This is a genomic window from Salirhabdus euzebyi (assembly GCF_014207435.1).
Lineage (GTDB): Bacteria > Bacillota > Bacilli > Bacillales > Alkalibacillaceae > Salirhabdus > Salirhabdus euzebyi.
The window spans coordinates 241,989-262,293 of the sequence record NZ_JACHGH010000005.1 but is presented as its reverse complement, the minus strand read 5'-3'; the positions used below and the strand labels follow the sequence as shown (position 1 = coordinate 262,293).

24 protein-coding genes and 2 pseudogenes are annotated in these 20,305 nt (G+C 37.7%); 24 read left to right on the top strand and 2 right to left on the bottom strand.

What is annotated here, in order from left to right:
* Window positions 1-122 precede the first annotated feature (122 nt).
* The 4 genes from pxpB to HNQ94_RS10260 are packed head-to-tail and all read left to right on the top strand — an operon-like array spanning window position 123 to window position 3,038.
* Entirely contained in the window at window positions 123-821 is a 699-nt protein-coding gene (gene pxpB, locus HNQ94_RS10275; RefSeq protein WP_174496010.1) for a 5-oxoprolinase subunit PxpB, read from the top strand.
* Window positions 811-1,779 (top strand): 5-oxoprolinase subunit C family protein, encoded by a 969-nt coding sequence (locus tag HNQ94_RS10270; protein ID WP_174496011.1) that lies wholly within the window; start codon window positions 811-813, stop codon window positions 1,777-1,779. Before pxpB ends, HNQ94_RS10270 begins: the two co-directional genes overlap by 11 nt.
* Window positions 1,776-2,540 carry a LamB/YcsF family protein gene (locus tag HNQ94_RS10265; RefSeq protein ID WP_174496012.1) on the top strand — a complete coding sequence of 255 codons (765 nt, stop codon included), beginning with the start codon at window positions 1,776-1,778 and terminating at the stop codon, window positions 2,538-2,540. The genes HNQ94_RS10270 and HNQ94_RS10265 overlap by 4 nt, the downstream gene beginning before the upstream one ends.
* A gap of 15 nt (window positions 2,541-2,555) precedes the next feature.
* On the top strand, window positions 2,556-3,038 hold the full coding sequence (locus HNQ94_RS10260; protein WP_174496013.1) for a VanZ family protein: 483 nt from the start codon (window positions 2,556-2,558) through the stop codon (window positions 3,036-3,038).
* Between the two features lie 357 nt (window positions 3,039-3,395).
* Here HNQ94_RS10260 and HNQ94_RS10255 read toward each other — a convergent pair whose 3' ends face one another.
* Window positions 3,396-4,031 (bottom strand): YigZ family protein, encoded by a 636-nt coding sequence (locus HNQ94_RS10255; protein ID WP_174496014.1) that lies wholly within the window; start codon window positions 4,029-4,031, stop codon window positions 3,396-3,398.
* Between the two features lie 247 nt (window positions 4,032-4,278).
* On the opposite strand from HNQ94_RS10255, the gene HNQ94_RS10250 reads away from it, so the two are divergent.
* From HNQ94_RS10250 to HNQ94_RS19860, 19 genes and pseudogenes are all read left to right on the top strand, one after another.
* The gene (locus HNQ94_RS10250) at window positions 4,279-5,418 is read left to right on the top strand and encodes a sensor histidine kinase (protein ID WP_174496015.1); all 1,140 of its coding nucleotides are present in this window, start codon (window positions 4,279-4,281) and stop codon (window positions 5,416-5,418) included.
* A 139-nt stretch (window positions 5,419-5,557) separates the two neighbouring features.
* Entirely contained in the window at window positions 5,558-6,238 is a 681-nt protein-coding gene (locus HNQ94_RS10245) for a response regulator (protein WP_174496016.1), read from the top strand.
* A gap of 221 nt (window positions 6,239-6,459) precedes the next feature.
* The gene (locus tag HNQ94_RS10240) at window positions 6,460-7,302 is read left to right on the top strand and encodes a fatty acid kinase binding subunit FakB (RefSeq protein ID WP_174496017.1); all 843 of its coding nucleotides are present in this window, start codon (window positions 6,460-6,462) and stop codon (window positions 7,300-7,302) included.
* Between the two features lie 322 nt (window positions 7,303-7,624).
* Window positions 7,625-8,995 carry an ATP-dependent helicase ComFA gene (locus HNQ94_RS10235; protein WP_246199977.1) on the top strand — a complete coding sequence of 457 codons (1,371 nt, stop codon included), beginning with the start codon at window positions 7,625-7,627 and terminating at the stop codon, window positions 8,993-8,995.
* Window positions 8,992-9,675, top strand: a complete 684-nt coding sequence (locus tag HNQ94_RS10230; RefSeq protein WP_174496019.1) for a ComF family protein — start codon at window positions 8,992-8,994, stop codon at window positions 9,673-9,675. The genes HNQ94_RS10235 and HNQ94_RS10230 overlap by 4 nt, the downstream gene beginning before the upstream one ends.
* An 80-nt stretch (window positions 9,676-9,755) precedes the next feature.
* A complete protein-coding gene (locus HNQ94_RS10225; RefSeq protein ID WP_174496020.1) occupies window positions 9,756-10,175 on the top strand; it encodes a TIGR03826 family flagellar region protein in 420 nt (139 codons plus the stop codon).
* A gap of 72 nt (window positions 10,176-10,247) precedes the next feature.
* Entirely contained in the window at window positions 10,248-10,511 is a 264-nt protein-coding gene (gene flgM / locus HNQ94_RS10220; protein WP_174496021.1) for a flagellar biosynthesis anti-sigma factor FlgM, read from the top strand.
* A gap of 15 nt (window positions 10,512-10,526) precedes the next feature.
* Window positions 10,527-11,018, top strand: a complete 492-nt coding sequence (locus tag HNQ94_RS10215) for a flagellar protein FlgN (RefSeq protein ID WP_174496022.1) — start codon at window positions 10,527-10,529, stop codon at window positions 11,016-11,018.
* Window positions 11,019-11,033: 15 nt separating this feature from the next.
* The gene (gene flgK / locus HNQ94_RS10210; RefSeq protein WP_174496023.1) at window positions 11,034-12,581 is read left to right on the top strand and encodes a flagellar hook-associated protein FlgK; all 1,548 of its coding nucleotides are present in this window, start codon (window positions 11,034-11,036) and stop codon (window positions 12,579-12,581) included.
* A gap of 9 nt (window positions 12,582-12,590) precedes the next feature.
* Window positions 12,591-13,475 (top strand): flagellar hook-associated protein FlgL, encoded by an 885-nt coding sequence (flgL, locus tag HNQ94_RS10205; RefSeq protein WP_174496024.1) that lies wholly within the window; start codon window positions 12,591-12,593, stop codon window positions 13,473-13,475.
* A gap of 47 nt (window positions 13,476-13,522) precedes the next feature.
* Complete coding sequence (locus HNQ94_RS10200; protein WP_174496025.1) at window positions 13,523-14,092, top strand: DUF6470 family protein; 570 nt, start codon at window positions 13,523-13,525, stop codon at window positions 14,090-14,092.
* 33 nt (window positions 14,093-14,125) lie between these two features.
* Window positions 14,126-14,593 carry a flagellar assembly protein FliW gene (gene fliW / locus HNQ94_RS10195; RefSeq protein ID WP_174496026.1) on the top strand — a complete coding sequence of 156 codons (468 nt, stop codon included), beginning with the start codon at window positions 14,126-14,128 and terminating at the stop codon, window positions 14,591-14,593.
* On the top strand, window positions 14,565-14,792 hold the full coding sequence (gene csrA, locus HNQ94_RS10190) for a carbon storage regulator CsrA (protein ID WP_174496027.1): 228 nt from the start codon (window positions 14,565-14,567) through the stop codon (window positions 14,790-14,792). The genes fliW and csrA overlap by 29 nt, the downstream gene beginning before the upstream one ends.
* Before the next feature lie 123 nt (window positions 14,793-14,915).
* Window positions 14,916-15,737 (top strand): flagellin Hag, encoded by an 822-nt coding sequence (gene hag, locus HNQ94_RS10185; RefSeq protein WP_174496028.1) that lies wholly within the window; start codon window positions 14,916-14,918, stop codon window positions 15,735-15,737.
* Window positions 15,738-16,054: 317 nt separating this feature from the next.
* On the top strand, window positions 16,055-16,189 hold the full coding sequence (locus HNQ94_RS10180; protein WP_376697743.1) for a flagellin: 135 nt from the start codon (window positions 16,055-16,057) through the stop codon (window positions 16,187-16,189).
* Between the two features lie 59 nt (window positions 16,190-16,248).
* Complete coding sequence (gene hag, locus HNQ94_RS10175; RefSeq protein WP_174496029.1) at window positions 16,249-17,061, top strand: flagellin Hag; 813 nt, start codon at window positions 16,249-16,251, stop codon at window positions 17,059-17,061.
* Between the two features lie 338 nt (window positions 17,062-17,399).
* A pseudogene (locus HNQ94_RS10170) lies at window positions 17,400-17,513 on the top strand (flagellin); the annotation flags it as partial.
* Between the two features lie 65 nt (window positions 17,514-17,578).
* Window positions 17,579-18,367 (top strand): flagellin Hag, encoded by a 789-nt coding sequence (gene hag, locus HNQ94_RS10165; RefSeq protein WP_174498048.1) that lies wholly within the window; start codon window positions 17,579-17,581, stop codon window positions 18,365-18,367.
* Between the two features lie 365 nt (window positions 18,368-18,732).
* Window positions 18,733-18,819, top strand: a pseudogene (locus tag HNQ94_RS19860) (flagellin); the annotation flags it as partial.
* 44 nt (window positions 18,820-18,863) lie between these two features.
* On the opposite strand, the gene HNQ94_RS10155 reads toward HNQ94_RS19860, so the two are convergent.
* Complete coding sequence (locus tag HNQ94_RS10155) at window positions 18,864-19,802, bottom strand: endonuclease (protein ID WP_174496033.1); 939 nt, start codon at window positions 19,800-19,802, stop codon at window positions 18,864-18,866.
* A 136-nt stretch (window positions 19,803-19,938) separates the two neighbouring features.
* Between HNQ94_RS10155 and flaG the strand changes: the two genes are divergently transcribed.
* A complete protein-coding gene (flaG, locus tag HNQ94_RS10150; protein ID WP_174496034.1) occupies window positions 19,939-20,298 on the top strand; it encodes a flagellar protein FlaG in 360 nt (119 codons plus the stop codon).
* The last annotated feature ends 7 nt before the right edge of the window (window positions 20,299-20,305 follow it).

Here is a 20,305-nt window from a genome sequence, read left to right as displayed (position 1 = left end):
TCTATTTCTACGTCATTTAGATACCCATCATTATCGACAGCAAAGGAGGGCTATATACACAGGTGATATGAACATTTTGAAATGTCATAGGAATGTAATATTTTTAATGGGGAGGGTTAAGTGTGCACTCATTTCATCCGTTAGGAGATTCAGCAATTATTGTACATTTCGATGGGGATAGTAGTTCTGAAATTCATGGAAAGATTGTTAGTCTAGCATCTATGCTTCAAGGTAGCGAGTTGGACGGATTTTTGGAGGCAGTGCCTAGCTATACGACATTAACTATTCATTACAATCCTCTCCTCATTGGCAAAGATGATCCATATGAATATGTTTGTCGGCAAGTAGATTTATTAATAAAAAAATTACCCGCTCATACTGACCTAGCTGGTAGACAAGTGGACATTCCTGTGTGTTACGGAGGGGATTTTGGTCCCGATCTAGATTATGTTGCTTCCTATCATAATCTTTCTGTCCAAGAGGTAATTGCTATACATATGGAGCCTATTTATCCGGTATATTTTTTAGGGTTTTCACCAGGTTTCCCTTATTTAGGTGGATTATTGCCTAAACTTGAAACACCACGAAAAGAAACTCCTCGAAAGACGATTCCTAAAGGATCAGTAGGTATTGCTGGGCGACAAACAGGGATATATCCTTTGGGAAGTCCAGGTGGATGGCAAATCATTGGTCAAACGCCTTTACGGTTATTTTCGATTAATCAAGATTCCCCCGCTCTATTACAGCCAGGAGACAATATCCGCTTTTACCCGATTTCACGGCAACAGTTTATGGATTGGGGGAAGGAAGATGGGAATTAAGGTGCTAAAAAGTGGTCTGCACTCGACTATCCAAGATATAGGTAGAATTGGATTACAAGCACTTGGTGTAGGGGTAAGTGGGGCAATGGATGTTTATGCGATGCGGATGGCAAATATTTTAGTAGGAAACAACGAAAAGGAAGCAGTAATGGAAATAACTTGGATTGGTCCGGTATTAGAATTTGAACAGGATGGTGTGATTAGTCTGTTTGGCGCGGAAATGTCTCCTACCATTAATAGGGAAACAATTCAGATGGGCTGTCCAATTTTGGTGAGAAAAGGTGATGTTCTACGTCTAGGAGTATCGAAAAAAGGATGCAGGTGCTACTTAGCAATTCGTGGTGGGTTCGATGTAAGTTCTGTCTTCGGTAGCAAAAGTACGTATAGTCTTGGTGAATTTGGAGGGTTTAAAGGAAGAGCACTTCAAGAAGGGGATACGATTTACTGGAATGAGGTTTCGTTAATGAAAAACCTTTCTAGTAATTGGCGGCTATCACCTAAACTTAATCATTACCAGAATAATAACGTCATTCGATTTGTAGCAGGAAAGCAATATAGTTGGTTTACAGAAAATTCACAGAACGTATTTGCCTCTCAGCTATATACTGTTACCCTTGACTCAAATCGGACGGGGTACCGCCTTTGTGGGGAACAGTCTTTGAAAGTGGAGAACGACAAAGAACTTCTAACAGAAGGAACGGTTTTCGGCACTATTCAAATTCCCCAAAATGGCCAGCCAATCGTTCTAATGGCAGATCGACAGCCGACAGGGGGATATCCGAAAATTGGGGAAGTAATTACTGTAGACCTAAGGGTATTAGCTCAAAAGAAGCCAAAGGATATGATATATTTCCAACCTGTTAGCTTAAAAGAGGCTCATCAACAGTTAATTTTACTAGAAAAAGAAATAAAATTAGTGAAAAAGATAGTTAATCAAAAACTAGAGGTGGAATCATGAGTTATTCTATTGACTTAAATTGTGACATGGGAGAAAGTTTTGGACCCTATCAAATCGGACAAGATGAAAAAATGTTCCCTTATATATCATCTGCAAATATAGCTTGTGGTTTTCATGGAGGGGATTTCCGTGTTATGGATGAAACCGTGAGGCTAGCTGTGAAACATCATGTTACTATTGGTGCCCATCCTAGTTTTCCAGACCTCCAAGGGTTTGGGAGAAGGGAAATGTCCATGACACCGAAAGAGGTTTATCAAATGATTTTGTATCAAGTTGGAGCATTACAGGCATTTGTTCGAGCACATGGTACGACATTACATCATGTGAAACCACACGGAGCCTTGTATAATTTGGCAGCTAAAAAGGGAGAAGTCGCAGAGGCGATTGCAGAAGCAGTTTATCAGTTAGATAGTAACCTTATTTTATATGGTTTAGCTAATAGTGAGTTAATAGCTGCTGCAAAAAGGAAGGGATTACGGGTAGGACAGGAAGCTTTTGCGGACAGAACCTATCAAGATGATGGTTCGTTAACACCGAGAAACATTAATAATGCTCTGATAGAAAAACGAGAGGTAGCCATTACACAAGTTATTGGGATGATCAAAAATAAACGGGTTACTTCTGTTACAGGAAAACAAATTCACCTTGATGTAGATACCATTTGTTTACACGGTGATGGAGAGCATGCAGTTAACTTTGCTAGACATATAAAGGAAGCTTTTGAACAGGAAAATATAAAACTGAATCCAGTAAATGGGTAGAACGGAGAATAAGAAATGAAAAAATGGTTTTTTTGGTTATTGCCGCTGTCTTGGATGGGAGTGATCTTTTATGCTTCCGGCCAACCTTATGAAAAACAGGATCTAAAACCGTTTTTTAGTGAGTATTTAAATTTTTCTTTTTTAGAACCATTTGTTGATAGTATTGTATTCACGTATCATAATAGCGAGGTAAGTGTTGAAGCGTTAGGGATTAATGGCTTTATTGAATTTTTTATTCGAAAAGGCGCACATTTTGGGGTATTCTTTCTTTTATTCCTTTTCTTCATTCTTGCATTTAGAAAATCAACCGCTTTTTCAAATGGGAAAATTGGCGTTTTATCTTTTGTCTTCACGGTGTTGTATGCTATTACGGATGAAATACATCAAGGGTTTACACCAAATCGAACGCCATATGCTGGAGATATCATCATCGATACAATTGGCGCCGTTTTTGGTACCATATTTTATGCTTTTTTCCTAAAATTTAGTAGAAGTTGAGAAACTTTGCGAAAAAAACGCAAATGAATGGCCAAAATTTGCAAAAGTTTCTCAACCTCCAAACCATTGAATTCGTCCAAATCGTGTATTACAATATAAATATCCTCGATCATTTTTTTGGAATAACTAGACGCTACTTTTGGCTGTCCCGAATTTAGGGACAGCACTTTTTTTGTTCATTTATAATGGGATATTATTCCAACAGAATATTATATTATGAAAACATTATGCACTAAATTGATCAGAATAGAAGGAATTAAAATAGACCCTCGTTTTTAACAAGGGCCCTGAAATTATTCGAATTCTCTTAGCTTATTACTAACTTTGTCATTTCCCGGGAAATGTTGTCACTGTTTGTTACGTTACATCTAATTCTATATACGTTTCTTCGGCTTCGACAACTTCTGCTTGATCACTCGTGACATTCACAATCCAGTTTGTAAATTCCTCTTCGACCCCAGCCTCGACGAACACATTCAAGGTTACTTTTTCTAAATACTCAATTTCCTTTAAAATATAATCTGATCCTCTTAGCTCATTTTCTAATTTTCCTAATAAGGAATAATCGGCATTTACTTTCATTCTTTTCATTAATTGTCGTTTCACAACACCGATAGCGTTAATCGCTTCTGAAGTTGCTTTCGAATAAGCGCGAATTAAGCCACCAGCACCTAGCTTGATTCCACCGAAATAACGTGTCACCACAACGGTTGTATCTTTTAAATCTTTTTTCTTTAATACTTCCAGCATAGGGACACCTGCAGTTCCGCTAGGCTCTCCGTCATCATGGGCTTTTTGTATAAGGTTATGTTCCCCAATCATATAAGCAGAACAGTTGTGATTAGCATCTTTGTGTTTCTTCTTTATTTCCTGTATGAATTGCTGAGCCTCTTCTTCGGTTTCGGTTCGTTTCACATAACCGATAAAACGGGACTTTTGAATAATAATTTCATGAAATCCTTCATTTTTTATTGTAAAATATTTATTTAACATCTTGCGCCAAACCTCCTGACACTTCATTATAAAAGTATATATACATAGTCGGCAAACGATTAGTAAATAAAACTAGCTATTGTCGAGCCTTCAGACAAAGACAAAGGGATTAGTTGCAGTTATCTAATCGTGTTTACTACGTTACTAACACGATAAGTTTTTCTTATAGGGAGAAAATAATCGCTAGAGACCCCCAGAAAATGACGGATGTGCTCGAATGATGTAAAAATGATGGAGGAAATGTTTTATGTCTAATTCAAAACAAGAAAAACAAGGCTTGAATAAAATAATTAACGAGATGGTAGCAGTCGTCACAAACAGTAAAGATGAAATCTTTGAAATAGGTGAGCAATCACGTGCTGAATGTGAACAAGTAGAACAAGAGCTGCAACGAGTAAAAGATCAAGTTATTAGTATTATTCAAGAAGGGGATATACTGGAGAAAAAGGTAAAGTATTATCGAATACGTTTATCAGAAGTGAGTAAAAATTTTAATCAGTATTCAGAAGAAGAAGTGAAGGAAGTTTATAATCAAACCCACCAATTACAATCTGAATTGTTTTTGCGCAGAGAAAAAGAAGAGCAATTACGTGTGCGAAGAAGTGAGTTAGAGCGTCGACTTGTGAATCTTTCCGAAACAGTAGAGAGAGCGGAAAATTTATTAGGCAAAATATCTGTCATCTTAAATTATTTAACCGATGACCTACAGGATGTATACCAAACTCTAGAATCAGCAAAAGAAAAAGAGGCTTTCGGTTTAAAAATTATCGACGCCCAGGAAGAAGAGCGCAAAAGGTTGTCGAGAGAAATTCATGATGGTCCTGCTCAAATGTTGGCGAATGTAATGCTTCGCTCAGATTTAATTGAAAGAACTTTCCGTGAGCGTGGGGTTGCTGAAGCTTTAGTTGAAATAAAACAAGTGAAGCAAATGGTGCGTTCAGCCTTGTATGAAGTCCGCCGGATTATTTATGATTTACGTCCAATGGCACTTGATGATTTAGGGCTTGTTCCGACTTTAAATAAATATTTGCAAACGGTTGAAGAACATAATGAAATACATATTGAGTTTTTACCAAGGGGAATAGACAATAGGTTAGATCCAAAATATGAAACAGCTTTGTTTAGACTAGTTCAGGAAGCTGTGCAAAATGCAGTGAAGCACGCGGAGCCGAGTTTAGTGCGTGTTCAATTTGAGCGGAATTATAATAGTATTAATATAATTGTGACGGACAATGGAAAAGGGTTTGATCTAGAAGATAAGAAAAAGTCATCATTTGGGTTAATTGGAATGAAAGAAAGAGTAGAAATGTTAAGCGGAACGATCGACATTCAATCAAAAATACAACAGGGTACGAAAATTAGGATACAAGTCCCATTACTAAAGTAGGAAGGAAAAATAGCGAATTATGAAGTACTAATGTATAATGGGAAAAATAGAGAAAATTTTGGTAAGAAACACCACTAATTAACTAATTTGATGACACAATGTCCGGAGCGTTTTAGTAAATTTTCAGGAGGTCGAGGAGATGGGGGCTAGAATTGTATTAATCGATGATCATAAGTTGTTTCGAGAAGGAATCAAGCGCATTTTAGACTTCGAGAACGACTTTGAAGTAGTAGCAGAAGGTGATGATGGCAACCAGGCAATTGAACTAGTCAGAAACTATCACCCTGACGTTGTGTTAATGGACATTAACATGCCAACTATAAACGGTGTGGAAGCAACAAAAAATCTAGTAACACAATTTCCAGACGTTAAAATAATTATTCTATCTATACACGATGATGAAAGCTATGTAACACATGCACTAAAAACAGGTGCTCAAGGTTACTTGTTAAAGGAAATGGATACGGATGAGCTGATCGAGGCAGTAAAAGTAGTATACAATGGCGGATCTTACTTACATCCTAAAGTGACACATAATTTAGTGCGGGAATACCGCCGACTCGCGAACGGAACAAATACGAGCAGTGCATTTAAAAAGGTGGAATACCGTAAGCCACTCCATCTACTTACAAGAAGAGAATGTGAAGTATTGCAGCTTTTAGCCGACGGAAAAAGTAACCGTGGCGTAGCAGAAGCGTTATACATTAGTGAAAAGACAGTGAAAAACCACGTATCCAATATCCTACAAAAGATGGATGCAAATGATCGGACACAAGCAGTTGTACAAGCGATTAAAAATGGTTGGGTAGAAGTACAGTAAATAAATAGAAGAATAATAGATTGGAAGGGGCAGGCTCTGAACGATTTGGAGTCTGTTTTTTTGTTTGTAAATGGGGACAGACCCCACTTACGTTAAAGGGGTAAAGGAATTCTGAATATATTTTGCTTAATGCTTTTTCATTTATTATTGTGTAAAATATTAGCAAGAGAACTCGTACATATTATAGTTAATGAAATTTTTAAAAGGGAGAGAATAAATTAATGAAAACAGCCGTTTTAACGGATAGTACAGCTTATATACCTGAAGACATACGCGAAGAACTTGATATACATATGGTTCCATTGAATGTTATTTTTGGTGATGAGTCGTATCGTGAGGAAATTGATATTAATACAGATGAGTTTTACGACAAATTAAAGACATCGGAAGAACTACCTAAAACGTCTCAGCCTTCGATTGGGTATGTTGCAGAAAAATTTGAAGAACTAGCAAAAGAGTACGATGCAGTTGTGGCGATCCATTTATCAAGTGGAGTAAGTGGCACGTATCAAGGATCGGTAGCTGCCGCGGATATGGTAGATGGCATAAAAGTGTATCCGTATGATTCAGAAATTAGTGCTATGGCTCAGGGGTTTTACGTTCTAGAAGCTGCAAAAATGGCAAAAGAAGGCGTAGGGCCAGAAAAAATTATCGAGCGATTGGATGAAATAAAGAAGACAAATCATGCTTATTTCATGGTCGATGAACTAACGAACCTTCATAAAGGTGGACGTCTTAGCGGCACGCAAGCAATGATTGGAAGTTTGCTACAAGTAAAACCAATCCTACATTTTGTTGATGGTAAAATCGAGCCGTTTGAAAAGATCCGCACACGTAAAAAAGCGCTTAACCGTTTACGTCAACTGTTTGATGAAACAGCTAGTAAAGGGGTACAAGTAGAAGCATGTGTGATCCATGCAAAGCGCTTGGAAGAAGCAAAGCAATGGAAAAAAGACTTAGAAGAAAAGTATCCGAACGTTACGGTTGCCATTAGTCACTTTGGCCCGGTTGTCGGTACCCACCTCGGGGAAGGCGCAATCGGTTTGACTTGGTATGAGAAATAAGGATTAAAATGGAGTGGGCTTGACTGGTTGTAGATATCAGGCCTACTTTTTAATAATTTTGCGTGAAGTCTTGATTACTTTCTACAAACTCCTGATATCTTTTCTTGTATTCTCGATATTATGTTATGAGCTCCCCATTTTTAACAGCTTACTCCTGATACATTACAGTAAACTACAAATATTCTGCTTTCTGCTCCTGATTTTTACAGGAATTCCGACAAATTTTCATTGAAACCGTATTTTTCCCCTAGGAATCAAAACTATCCCAGACCTTATGTGCGATTTTCTCCAAAAATATACTTGTCAAGGAGTGTTTCTACACTTGAATATAAAAAATCCTACTGAAAATCCTTCAAATGTTTATGCCGCTCACTTATCGGGCAAAATTCTTCTCCGAAACGAAATTCCTTTCACTGAAACGGAAATAGAAATGTTATTGAATCAAAAATTTTTAAACGAAATCCGTGGAATAGAAGACAGTAATTTTGGTTATCGCTGTGTCAGGTGTGGCAACCAAAAAAGGTACCTTATTGGTCGTATTCCGACAAAGACGGGAAAACAGATTTACTGCCGAAATTGCATTGAAATGGGTAGAGTAAGTACTTTTGAACCTTTATATAAATGGGCAGGTCCTGAGCTTCCATTGGATAGGCTAAAAAATCCTTGTGCATGGGAAGGGCAACTAACTGTTCATCAAAAAATTGCTTCGGACAAAATTAATGAAGCAATGACTAATCGAACGAAGCTCTTGACATGGGCAGTATGCGGAGCAGGGAAAACAGAAATGCTTTTTCGAGGTCTAACAGATGCTATTAGTCGAGGTGATCGAATTTGCCTTGCCACCCCGAGAGCTGATGTTGTCCGAGAATTAGTCCCGCGTTTTAGAAAAGCTTTTCCTGAAGTCTCCATCACTGCTCTGTATGGAGGTTCACCAGATAAGGATGATGGCTGTCAATTTGTTATTTCCACAACACATCAGTTATTTCGATATGAACGCGCCTTTGATGTCATGATTATAGATGAAGCGGACGCTTTTCCGTTTTATGCAGATGCATCCCTTGTCTATGCTGCCAAAAAAGCTAGAAAAGAATCCTCCAGTCTTATCTTTTTAACGGCCACTCCCCGAAAATGGATTAAGCTTCAATCGGCATGTGGATTCCTTCCTACTGTTTTCGTCCCTTCCCGTTATCATGGTCATCCTCTTCCAGTACCTACTTTTCCCTCTTGTTACTCCCTAAAAAAATCCCTGCAAAAAGATAAACTGCCCCCAAAAATAAACGATTGGATTGCTGAAAAAGAAAGAAACAATCGTCGGTTCCTGTTGTTTGTACCCTCCATTGAAATGGCAGAGCAAATTTCCAAATTAACGAAATATGAATATGTCCATGCTGATGACCCTGATCGGATTGAAAAAGTAGAATGCTTTCGTAAAGGAGAAATTACTGCTCTTATCACTACAACTATTTTGGAACGTGGAGTAACGTTTCCATCCATTGATGTGGCAGTGATAGATGCAGGTCACAACGTATTTGACGTTGCTGCTCTCGTGCAAATTGCAGGACGAGCTGGTCGAAACGCAAAGGATCCTTACGGTGATGTTTCCTTTTTTCATCAAGGAAAATCAGATGCGATGGTTGGAGCGGTAAAGATGATTGAAATGATGAACAATCTAGCAAAGGAGAGAGTAAAATGAACTGCTTATGGTGTCATGATGACATTATGCCAGATATTACATGGTTAAACTTCTGGAATCCCTTTTATGAGCCTGGAAAGATTTGTACCACTTGCAAGGAGGGTTTTCCAATCATTGTAGACCATGTTTGTCCGATGTGTTCCAGACCGTCTAAAAATGAAGAAGTGTGTGGGGACTGCCAAAGATGGAGTAACAGTGAAGCTTTTCAAGGTGCATTGGAGCGAAATGTTTCCGTTTTTTCTTATACACCAATAATGAAAGATATGATGGCAAAGTGGAAGTATAGAGGGGATTATGAACTGATCCATATGTTCTCGGAAGACGTGAGAAAAAAGTTTAAGGAGGCTTTTGGCAAAAGTAAAGCAACCTTAGTCCCTATCCCTCTTAGTTCCAGTCGCGAAAAAGAAAGAGGATTTAATCAAGCTAAGGCAATTGCCATGCTGTTAAAGCGACCGATAGAATCAGTGCTTACTAGAGTACAAGATGAAAAGCAATCGAAAAAAACGAGACAGGAAAGAATGGAGGCGGAAAATCCTTTTCAACTCGTGAAGGAAGTGAAGGGAGAAATCATTTTAATAGATGACATTTACACAACGGGTATGACATTACATTGGGCTGCAGAGCTATTAAAAAAGGGCGGTTCGACAAAAATTCAAAGCTTTACTTTGATTCGAAGCTAACTTTATAGAAAAACATTTTGTTCGTTTGCTAGAAAGTCGATATAATAGAGAAAATGACGAATGATCGAGGAGTGTCAAAAATGGGAGAATTAGCAAACTGCCCAACATGTGGCGCATTATTTGTAAAAGGTGTACAGTCCGTTTGTCAAAAATGCTATAAAGAAGAAGAGAAAGCATTCGAAACGGTTCACGGGTACATTCGTAAAAAAGAAAATAGAACAGCAACTGTTCCTGAGGTTTCAGAAACAACTGGAGTGGAAGAAAGACTTATAATGAAGTTTGTTAAAGAGAGAAGGCTCCATACTACTCATTTTCCCAACTTAACTTATGGTTGCGAGCGTTGTGGAGAACCAATAGGTGAAGGGAAAATATGCAACAATTGTAAAGATGAACTTCGAGCAGATTTAAGTCTGGAAGAGAAAATAGAAACAATACGTGAGAAGCAAGATAGAGAAAGTAAAATCACCTATTTTTCGGTTAATCGTAAAGATAAACGTTAAACATTCAATTGTTGTTGCCGATATAAAGAATAGAAGAATGTTTGAACGGTTTTATAAAAAGAGGTGAAGAAAGTGAAAATTAATGGATCTAATCACATACATGTTAATCCTTATCAAAAGCAGATGAATAAACAAGCGTCTGTTTCAAAAGGAAACGCTTCTGATAAAGTAGAAATTTCCAACCAAGCTCAACAAATGCTGAAGGGAAATGAAATTCAAGAAGCTCGACAAAAACATGTTGAACAAATTAAGAAGGAAGTACAAAATGGTGACTACCAAATAAACTATCAAGAAACTGCTAAAAAGATGATAGATTTTTGGTCGAACCGAGGCTAAAAGGAGGACGGCATCATGGCAACGCAAGAAATAATAACTGTGATGACAAAGCTACATTCGCTACATGAAAGTTTACTGACGATTTCTAAGGAAAAGACGGTCCACTTAAAAAGTGGTGATACAACAGCTTTTCAGGCAACGTTCGTAAACGAAAGAAAACATGTACAAGCAATAGGACAGCTAGAAGACAAAAGACAGGCTTTGACAAAACAGTGGTTTACACAACAGGGTGTGCAAGATGCCAATCAAACCGTTTCGGAAATGCTTTCTCTTATAAGCGATTCTAACGAAAAAGAACAACTAATGAAGGTATACGAACAACTCGTCATCACGATAGCAGAGTTAAAGCAGCAAGAACAATTGAATCGGGAATTAACCGAGCAATCGTTGCAGTTTGTCGAGTTATCACTCGAATTATTACAGCCTTCTATTAAAAATATGAATTACGGAGAGAAGAAACAAGGGGAACAAGCTTTTAATCGTTCCATGTTTGACTCCAAAGCATAGAGAGGAGTTGCCTTTATGTCAACCTTCAGCGGACTAGAAGTAGCAAGAAAAGCACTGTTTGCGCAACAAAGTGCTTTACATACAACAGGTCACAATATTGCAAATGCGAATACACCAGGCTATTCGAGACAACGAGTGAATTTGCAGGCGACAAGTCCTTTTCCTACTCCTGCACGTAACCGCCCCGAAATTCCTGGGCAGTTAGGAACTGGGGTTGAAGCGGGATCTATTCAGCGTATTCGGGATACGTTTTTGGATATTCAGTTTCGCGGAGAACATAATAAACTCGGATATTGGGAAGCTCGTGCCAATTCTTTAAATCAAATGGAAAATATATTAAACGAGACGAATGATACAGGGCTATCTAGCAACTTGGATTTGTTCTGGCAGTCATTGAACGACCTAGCAGGTAATGCTGAAGACTCCGGAGCTCGTTCTGTTGTTCAAGAAAGAGGAATCACATTAGCTGATACGTTTAATTATGTTTCTAATTCCTTAAAAGCAATTCAAAAGGATATCGGAGAGGAAATGGGTGTTACAACTACTCATTTAAATTCTCTTTTAACGCAAATTAAAAATGTGAATGATCAAATTAAAGAAGTGGAGCCTCACGGATATTTACCAAACGACCTATATGATGAGCGAGATCGATTAATTGATCAGCTTTCTGAGGTAGTAAATGTAAAGGTTACCTATGATTCTAGTGGAGGAAACCCAGATGCATCTGCTATGGGTATTGCTTCTATTGAATTAGTGGATGGTGAAGGGAAGCCTTATCCAACTCCAATTCAATTACTAGATGATACGAATACCGTTCATAACGTCTCTGTTTCCTTTGGCGATCTGAATGGTCAACGAGTAGTGAATGGAGTAACGGTTGATGGTCATGCTGCGTTATCACCAACGGATTTTGTTTCTCCAGGAAAACTAAAAGGCTTAATTGAGTCTCACGGCTATGAAAACACTGGAACAGCTGATGGAATATACACGAAAATGCTAGCAGATATCGATAAAATGGCCTATGCATTTGCGGAAGAATTCAATCGAGTACATCAGCAAGGCTATGATTTGAACGGAGAGCAAGGAGAAGCATTTTTCGATTTAGAAGGGGCAACTGCTGCTAACTATATAGGATATGCATCCCGCATGTCTGTCTCCGATACAATCCAAAATAACCCTTCCAAAATTGCAGCGGCATCTAAACTAAATGCTGATGGGACCACTCCTAAAGGAGACGGAGAAAATGCCCAAGAGCTAGCAAAAGTTAAAAATAGTGACCTGGCAATTTTTGGAACCAATACTTCTGTAGCAAGCTTTTTTGAAGGTACTATCGGAAACATGGCCGTACAAGCCCAACAAGCAAACAGTATGCATGCAAGTGCAAAAACACTTGAAGGCGCCGTTGAATCAAGGCGTCAATCCATAAGCGGTGTTTCCCTAGATGAAGAAATGACTAACATGATTAAATTCCAGCACGCATACAATGCTGCTGCAAGAAATATGACAGTAGTCGATGAAATGCTTGATCGAATTATTAATAATATGGGAGTAGTTGGAAGGTAGGTGAGCTAAATGCGCGTAACGCAATCAATGCTAGCAAATAACTTTTTACGAAACTTAAGTACAAGCTATGAACGAATGGGAAAATACCAAGACCAACTAACAACAGGGAAAAAAGTTAATCGACCATCAGATGATCCGGTTGTTGCGATGAAGGGTATGAACTATCGGACACAATTGAAAGAAATTGAACAGTACCAGCGTAATCTTGGGGAAATTCAGACTTGGATGGATAATTCGGATGATGCTTTGGATAAGTCTACGAAAGTATTACAACGTTTACGAGAATTAGCTACTCAAGCTAGTAATGGAACGTATGATGCTGGACAACGGGCTAATATTGCAGAAGAAGTAAAAGAACTTCGTAATCACATGGTTGAGATAGCGAATACAAAGGTAAACAACAAGTACATTTTTAACGGCACAGATACGACTAATCCACGTTTTGACAAAGACGGTTTGCTAATAGCTAATCCGCCTAATGATGAGGGCGTAAACATTGCCGTTTCTGATGGCATTACCCTAAAATCAAATATAAATCCTTCTAATGTGTTTTCGGAAGAACTTTTTGCGGAGTTAGAAAATTTCGCGGATGCTCTAGAAAATCCAGCTAGTACAGAGGATGATATAGCTGGTTATCTTGGCAAAATAGATCAATTTGCTAATAATGTAGTAGATGAACGAGCAAACCTTGGTGCTCGTACGAACCGATTAGAAATGGTGGAAGATCGTTTAAGTGCACAAAAAATAGTTGCAACAAAAGTTTTATCTGAAAATGAGGATATTGATTACGAAAAAGTTATTACTGATTTATTAACTCAAGAAAGTGTTCACCGAGCAGCTCTATCTGCTGGCTCACGTATAATTCAACCTACGCTAATTGATTTCTTAAGATAAGCTATCTGCCAAAACAGATAGCTTTTTCTGTAAAGTGAGGTATTTCCATGAAACTACCACAAATAAGATTGCAATCACAAATGGCTAAAATTGAGATGAATACTATTAATGGAACTCAATCTATTGAACAACCAAAAGCAGTTCAAACCATTGAGCAACCTTCTGCAGAAGTAACTATGAAACGAACTCCAAGTAAGTTAACTATCGATCAATCACAAGCTTGGCGTGACATGGGATTGTTCACACCTATAGAATCTGGCTATGAAAATGCTCGACTAGGTAAAGCGGGTGTTCAAGAGGGTACTTCACGTCGAGCGATTCAAGGTGACCAATTAATGAGGATTGAGAATGGTGGGAATCCGATAGTTGATCAAGCGATTACCAATGGATATAGACCCGAAAAAACTTTGGGTATAAGGTGGGTACCATCAAGTTTTGCAGTAAAAACTAGTTACGAAGCTTCCAAGTTACATATAGAAGTAAACAAAAATAAACCAATCGTTAATGTGCAACCACAAAAACCTATTGTTGATTTTAGTCCGGGCAAAGTTGAGACTAGTATGAAACAGTATGCAGAAATAGAAATTGATTATGCCCATGTGAATTGGAAGCGATAGTTTTAATAAATTGAGATAAAGAAGGGTTGACTTATGAAAATAAATACATTGTATTTTGGAGAAGTAGAAGTTAAAGAGGAAGAATTGTTAACTTTTGAAAAGGGTATTCCAGGATTTAATAAGGAAAAGAATTTTGTTTTGTTAGATATACCTGAGAATCCGACCTTTCAAGTTATGCAATCTATCGAAACAGAGGAACTAGCATTTGTAGTTACGAATCCATATTTATTTTATAACAATTATGAATTTGATCTAGATCAAACAACAATTGAACTATTGGAAGTGGAAAAACCAGAGGATGTTTTGGTAAAGACAATTGTTACAATGCAGAGCCCTTTTGAGAGCTCTACTTTAAATCTACAAGCGCCAGTGGTTTGTAATATTAAAAATAAAAAAGCAAAACAATTAGTTTTGAATAATAGCCCTTACATGACAAGACATCCATTAAGTGTTGAAAGTGAGGCGAAAGTTCATGCTAGTGCTAACAAGAAAAACAGGTGAGTCGATACATGTTGGGGATGAAATAGAAGTGAAGGTGTTAAGTATTGATGGGGATCAAATTAAATTAGGGATTTCTGCACCAAAAAATGTAGATATTTTTCGTAGTGAAATATATCAATTGATACAGGATGAAAACAAAAATGCTAGTCAATTATCTAAAGATGTACTAGATTTTTTGAAAAACAACAAAAATAGTTAAAAATATAAGAATCATGTCGATAAATAAAATGTAAGGTAATTTCATACTAAAGGCGGCCGACTATAGTATGAAAATAGAGCCACAAGGATGTGGCCACAATAAAATTTCAAGGAGGAATATAAAATGAGAATTAATCACAACATTGCCGCTTTGAACACCCATCGTCAATTAAACTTTGGAACAAATGCTGCATCAAAAAACATGGAAAAATTATCATCAGGGCTACGTATTAACAAAGCAGGAGATGACGCAGCTGGACTAGCAATCTCTGAAAAAATGCGTGGACAAATACGTGGTTTAGAAATGGCTTCCAAAAATGCTCAAGACGGTATATCTTTAATTCAAACTGCAGAAGGCGCATTAAACGAGACACATTCAATCCTCCAGCGTATGCGTGAACTAACAGTTCAAGCAGGTAATACTGGAACACAACAGGATAAAGATTTAAGTGCTATCCAAGCCGAAATTTCTTCACTAGTAGAAGAATTAGGTGGAGAAACAGGAAGTAAAGGTATTTCTGACAGAACACAATTTAATGGAAAAAACTTACTAGATGGAACATTTGCTGGTTTAGGTGGTACTAATGCAGCTGGGACTACGGTAGACTCAACAAATATAGAATCTATTACTTTTCAAATTGGTGCAAACGAAAGTCAACAACTAAGTGTGCAAATCGGTAATATGTCAGCTTCTGCACTTGGAGTGAATGGAATTGATGTAACTGAATTTGCAACCAACCCAGCTAATACTGCAACTGTAGGTTTTGATGCTCAATTACAAGCAATTGATACTGCTATTGAAACTGTTTCTACACAACGTTCTTCATTAGGAGCAGTACAAAACCGTCTAGAACACACAATTAACAACTTAGGTGCATCCCAAGAAAACCTAACGGCAGCGGAATCACGTATCCGTGACGTTGATTATGACTTAATTGCGGCATAAGCAATAATAGTCACAGTCGTCCTAACTGGTAACGGTTAGCGATAATGATCGGGTGAATTGCTGGAAACCCCTTAAGCTTTCTACTCCACAACGTAGTTGGAAACAGCAGGCGTGAAGGATTAAAAAGGAGAAAGATTGGGCAATCAGCAGCCAAGCTCCTGTTTCGAAAGAATGGAGAAGGTTCAACGACTAGGATAAACCGCCTAAAGCAAATCGCAATGGTGATGAAATCCGTAGGAAAGGTAAGCGTGAGTAACTTATCTATCCGAAGTGCCCGACCCCTTCATGCAAAGGGTGAAGATATAGTCTAGTCAATCATGAAAGTGATTGTTCGCACGATGGCGAAAGAAATGATGGAGTTCACAAAGAACAACATCTTAACTCAAGCATCTCAAGCGATGTTAGCGCAAGCAAACCAACAGCCGCAAGGAGTTCTTCAATTACTGCGTTAAGTTTTTAATTATATAAATCACATGGATGTGTTTAAGATTATTTCAAGGAGGAATTAAAAGTGAGAATTAATCATAATATTGCAGCATTAAATACCCATCGTCAATTAAACTTTGGAACAAATGCTGCATCAAAAAATATGGAAAAGTTATCTTCAGGTCTTCGTATCAACAAAGCGGGAGACGACGCTGCAGGTTTAGCAATTTCTGAAAAAATGCGTGGTCAAATTAGAGGACTGGAAATGTCTTCGAAAAATGCTCAAGATGGTATATCTTTAATTCAAACTGCAGAAGGTGCATTGAATGAATCACATTCCATACTCCAGCGTATGCGGGAACTAACTGTGCAAGCTGGTAATACTGGAACACAACAGACTAAAGACTTAGAAGCAATTCAAGCAGAAATTGATTCATTAGTTGAAGAATTGGGTGGCGTAACTGATGGAAGTAAAGGTATTTCGGATCGTACTCAATTTAATGGAAAGAATCTACTGAATGGTGCTTTTGCTTCTGGAACTGGTGATTTAGTTTTTCAAATAGGTGCTAATAAAGAGCAACAACTTACTGTGAATATTGGTGATATGTCAGCTGCAACTTTATTGGGTGTTACTACAACAGATCCTGATAATGTTGTAGCAGCTGATTTTGATGATGATTTCGTTGTAACTGCATTTGAAGGGAGCACGGCTGCCTTTGATACAATGTTAGGCAAAATTGATACTGCGATAGAAAAAGTATCAACACAACGTTCTTCATTAGGAGCAGTCCAAAACCGTCTAGAACACACAATTAACAATTTAGGTGCATCCCAAGAAAACCTAACAGCAGCGGAATCACGTATCCGTGACGTTGATTATGACTTAATTGCTGCGTAAGCAAAAACAGTCACAGTCGTCCTAACTGGTAACGGTTAGCGATTATGATCGGGTGAATTGCTGGAAACCCCTTAAACTTTCTACTCCACAACGTAGCTGGAAACAGCAGGCGTGAAGGATTAAAAAGGAGAAAGATTGGGCAATCAGCAGCCAAGCTCCTGTTTCGAAAGAATGGAGAAGGTTCAACGACTAGGATAAACCGCCTAAAGCTAATCGCAATGGTGATGAAATCCGTAGGAAAGGTAAGCGTGAGTAACTTATCTATCCGAAGTGCCCGACCCCTTAATCCAAAGGGTGAAGATATAGTCTAGTCAATCATGAAAGTGATTGTTCGCACGATGGCGAAAGAAATGATGGAGTTCACAAAGAACAACATCTTAACTCAAGCATCTCAAGCGATGTTAGCGCAAGCAAACCAACAGCCTCAGGGAGTACTTCAATTACTTCGTTAGTAATTTATTTATTATTAATCACATGGATGTGAATAAAAGATAATTATTTCAAGGAGGAATTAAAAGTGAGAATTAATCACAACATTGCAGCACTAAATACCCATCGTCAATTGAACTATGGAACAAATGCTGCATCAAAAAGTATGGAGAAATTATCATCAGGTTTACGAATTAACAAAGCTGGAGATGACGCTGCAGGCCTAGCAATTTCAGAAAAAATGCGTGGCCAAATTCGTGGTTTAGAAATGGCTTCGAAAAATGCCCAAGACGGTATTTCCCTTATTCAAACTGCTGAGGGGGCATTAAACGAAACGCATTCAATTTTACAACGTATGAGAGAATTAACTGTTCAAGCTGGTAATACTGGAACTCAGCAAGGAACGGATTTAGATGCTATTCATGCTGAAATTGAAGCCCTTAAAGAAGAAATTGGTGGAGTTACAGGTGGAAGTAAAGGTATATCAGACCGTACGCAATTCAACGGCAAAGAGCTTTTAGATGGATCCCTTGCTACTACTGGCCTTACATTCCAAATTGGGGCAAACGCAGGTCAGCAACTTACGGTCACTATTGATGATATGAGTGTTGCTGCGTTGGGAACTACTGGTACAGGGTTGAAAATTGCAGGAATAGACGTAAGACAATTTGATGATGCTACACCTACTAATGATTTTGATACCCAATTAACAGCAATTGATGATGCTATAAACCAAGTGTCTACACAACGGTCAGCATTAGGAGCAGTCCAAAACCGTCTAGAACACACAATTAACAATTTAGGTGCATCCCAAGAAAACCTAACAGCAGCGGAATCACGTATCCGTGACGTTGATTATGACTTAATTGCTGCGTAAGCAAAAACAGTCACAGTCGTCCTAACTGGTAACGGTTAGCGATTATGATCGGGTGAATTGCTGGAAACCCCTTAAACTTTCAACTCCACAACGTAGCTGGAAACAGCAGGCGTGAAGGATTAAAAAGGAGAAAGATTGGGCAATCAGCAGCCAAGCTCCTGTTTCGAAAGAATGGAGAAGGTTCAACGACTAGGATAAACCACCTAAAGCAAATAGCAATGGTGATGAAATCCGTAGGAAAGGTAAGCCTGAGTAACTTATCTATCCGAAGTGCCCGACCCCTTCATGCAAAGGGTGAAGATATAGTCTAGTCAATCATGAAAGTGATTGTTCGCACGATGGCGAAAGAAATGATGGAGTTCACAAAGAACAACATCTTAACTCAAGCTTCTCAAGCGATGTTGGCGCAAGCAAACCAACAGCCGCAAGGAGTTCTTCAACTTCTAAGATAATTAGTTTAATTAAGGAGGTTCTGTTATTAAAGCAGAACCTCTTTTTATTTTCTATAAGCTATTAAAAAGCATAATGTTGCTAGTTCACTATAGGTAAACCCAGTATAGGATTTCAATTGGTTTAACAGTAAAAGATTTCTAGGTTGAATTAAGATTTGATAAGAATTAGTACGATTTATATTCTTCAGTTCTTTAATATAAAGAGGATAAAGATAATTATAAAAATCTCCTTTTTTATAAGTTCTCAATACTTTGCTTAGCAAAACTAAATGTTGATTAAGTTCTTGGGTTGGTTTTGTTATTTTTATTTCTTCTGGTAAATATATTGTTGTGCGTTTTGCCTTAATTGGAACTTTATCATGTAACGGTAAAAGAGGAATGGTTTTTCTATACATAGAGTGATGAATGTGAGGCTGTACAAGATGAAGAAAGTATAAAATTTGTGTAGCATCGTATATTATTAATCTATTTTGCTTATCTAATGTAAAAGTAATTGTATATTTCCTTTTTAATAAGTTAATTAATTGATTATTTTCTTGTTTGGTAAAGGAATCTGTCGATAATATAATTTTTCGGGGCTTCATAGTGTGTTTATCTAGTTTTAAGTGTCCATCATCTTGAAACCACCATGCTAGAGTTAAGTTGTTAAAATATTTTTCAAGAAAATCCATTGGGACTACTTTAATTCTGTTGTGATACCATATTGATTCCAACTGGGTAATGATAGGTGACGTTTTAGATAATACATAATAACCTTCTGTATAACCAGCTTTCGTTCGAGGGTCAATTACTTTTCGGTATCTTGGCTCAGATAGAGGGATTAATCCTTTTAATTCTATATATGAATGAATACTCCAACCTTTATCTTTTATACAATGAGTAAACTGAAATCTTGGTTTTCTCCCTTTCTGAACAGTGATAGATCCGTCCCCTAACAATTTACCTGCTATCTTTGATAAAAAAATATGATTATTAGCTATCATGAAACAACCCCCATTTCGAACGTATGTTCCTATTATTTGTATTCTTTATAATGTTTAACTTTTCCTTCATTTTCATTAAAAAAATCAAAAAGAAACCGATAAATACTATAAAGACGAATATAGGAGTTGGATTGGAATGGAAATCGGGAAAATTTCTCCTGGATCCCAGCTCCTGCAAAGGAACGTAAACATCGAGTCGGTAGCGCCTAGAGAAAGAGCCAATGCAGAGGGGAACCAGGGTGGAACACAACGTAATGAGCAGGGTGTATTAAGTAAAGAAAAAGCTAAGCAGATGACGAAAAGCTTAAATCATGTTTTAGATTCGACAAAAACCTCGCTTCATTTTGAATTTCATGAGAAACTAGAAGAATACTATGTGTCGATAATAAACCCAGATACGAAAGAAATAATTAAAGAAATCCCCCCCAGAAAACTATTAGACATATATGCTGCAATGGCAGAGTTTATGGGATTTATAGTAGACAAAAAGATTTAATGGTGGT

What these genes read in the sequence shown, in the direction of transcription:
- HNQ94_RS10270 (WP_174496011.1), top strand. Translation starts at nt 811, where the DNA reads ATGGGAATTAAGGTGCTAAAAAGTGGTCTGCACTCGACTATCCAAGAT.
- HNQ94_RS10265 (WP_174496012.1), top strand. Translation starts at nt 1,776, where the DNA reads ATGAGTTATTCTATTGACTTAAATTGTGACATGGGAGAAAGTTTTGGA.
- HNQ94_RS10260 (WP_174496013.1), top strand. Translation starts at nt 2,556, where the DNA reads ATGAAAAAATGGTTTTTTTGGTTATTGCCGCTGTCTTGGATGGGAGTG.
- HNQ94_RS10255 (WP_174496014.1), bottom strand. Translation starts at nt 4,031, where the DNA reads ATGTTAAATAAATATTTTACAATAAAAAATGAAGGATTTCATGAAATT.
- HNQ94_RS10250 (WP_174496015.1), top strand. Translation starts at nt 4,279, where the DNA reads ATGTCTAATTCAAAACAAGAAAAACAAGGCTTGAATAAAATAATTAAC.
- HNQ94_RS10245 (WP_174496016.1), top strand. Translation starts at nt 5,558, where the DNA reads ATGGGGGCTAGAATTGTATTAATCGATGATCATAAGTTGTTTCGAGAA.
- HNQ94_RS10240 (WP_174496017.1), top strand. Translation starts at nt 6,460, where the DNA reads ATGAAAACAGCCGTTTTAACGGATAGTACAGCTTATATACCTGAAGAC.
- HNQ94_RS10230 (WP_174496019.1), top strand. Translation starts at nt 8,992, where the DNA reads ATGAACTGCTTATGGTGTCATGATGACATTATGCCAGATATTACATGG.
- HNQ94_RS10225 (WP_174496020.1), top strand. Translation starts at nt 9,756, where the DNA reads ATGGGAGAATTAGCAAACTGCCCAACATGTGGCGCATTATTTGTAAAA.
- HNQ94_RS10215 (WP_174496022.1), top strand. Translation starts at nt 10,527, where the DNA reads ATGGCAACGCAAGAAATAATAACTGTGATGACAAAGCTACATTCGCTA.
- flgK (WP_174496023.1), top strand. Translation starts at nt 11,034, where the DNA reads ATGTCAACCTTCAGCGGACTAGAAGTAGCAAGAAAAGCACTGTTTGCG.
- flgL (WP_174496024.1), top strand. Translation starts at nt 12,591, where the DNA reads ATGCGCGTAACGCAATCAATGCTAGCAAATAACTTTTTACGAAACTTA.
- HNQ94_RS10200 (WP_174496025.1), top strand. Translation starts at nt 13,523, where the DNA reads ATGAAACTACCACAAATAAGATTGCAATCACAAATGGCTAAAATTGAG.
- fliW (WP_174496026.1), top strand. Translation starts at nt 14,126, where the DNA reads ATGAAAATAAATACATTGTATTTTGGAGAAGTAGAAGTTAAAGAGGAA.
- csrA (WP_174496027.1), top strand. Translation starts at nt 14,565, where the DNA reads ATGCTAGTGCTAACAAGAAAAACAGGTGAGTCGATACATGTTGGGGAT.
- hag (WP_174496028.1), top strand. Translation starts at nt 14,916, where the DNA reads ATGAGAATTAATCACAACATTGCCGCTTTGAACACCCATCGTCAATTA.
- HNQ94_RS10180 (WP_376697743.1), top strand. Translation starts at nt 16,055, where the DNA reads ATGAAAGTGATTGTTCGCACGATGGCGAAAGAAATGATGGAGTTCACA.
- HNQ94_RS10155 (WP_174496033.1), bottom strand. Translation starts at nt 19,802, where the DNA reads ATGATAGCTAATAATCATATTTTTTTATCAAAGATAGCAGGTAAATTG.
- flaG (WP_174496034.1), top strand. Translation starts at nt 19,939, where the DNA reads ATGGAAATCGGGAAAATTTCTCCTGGATCCCAGCTCCTGCAAAGGAAC.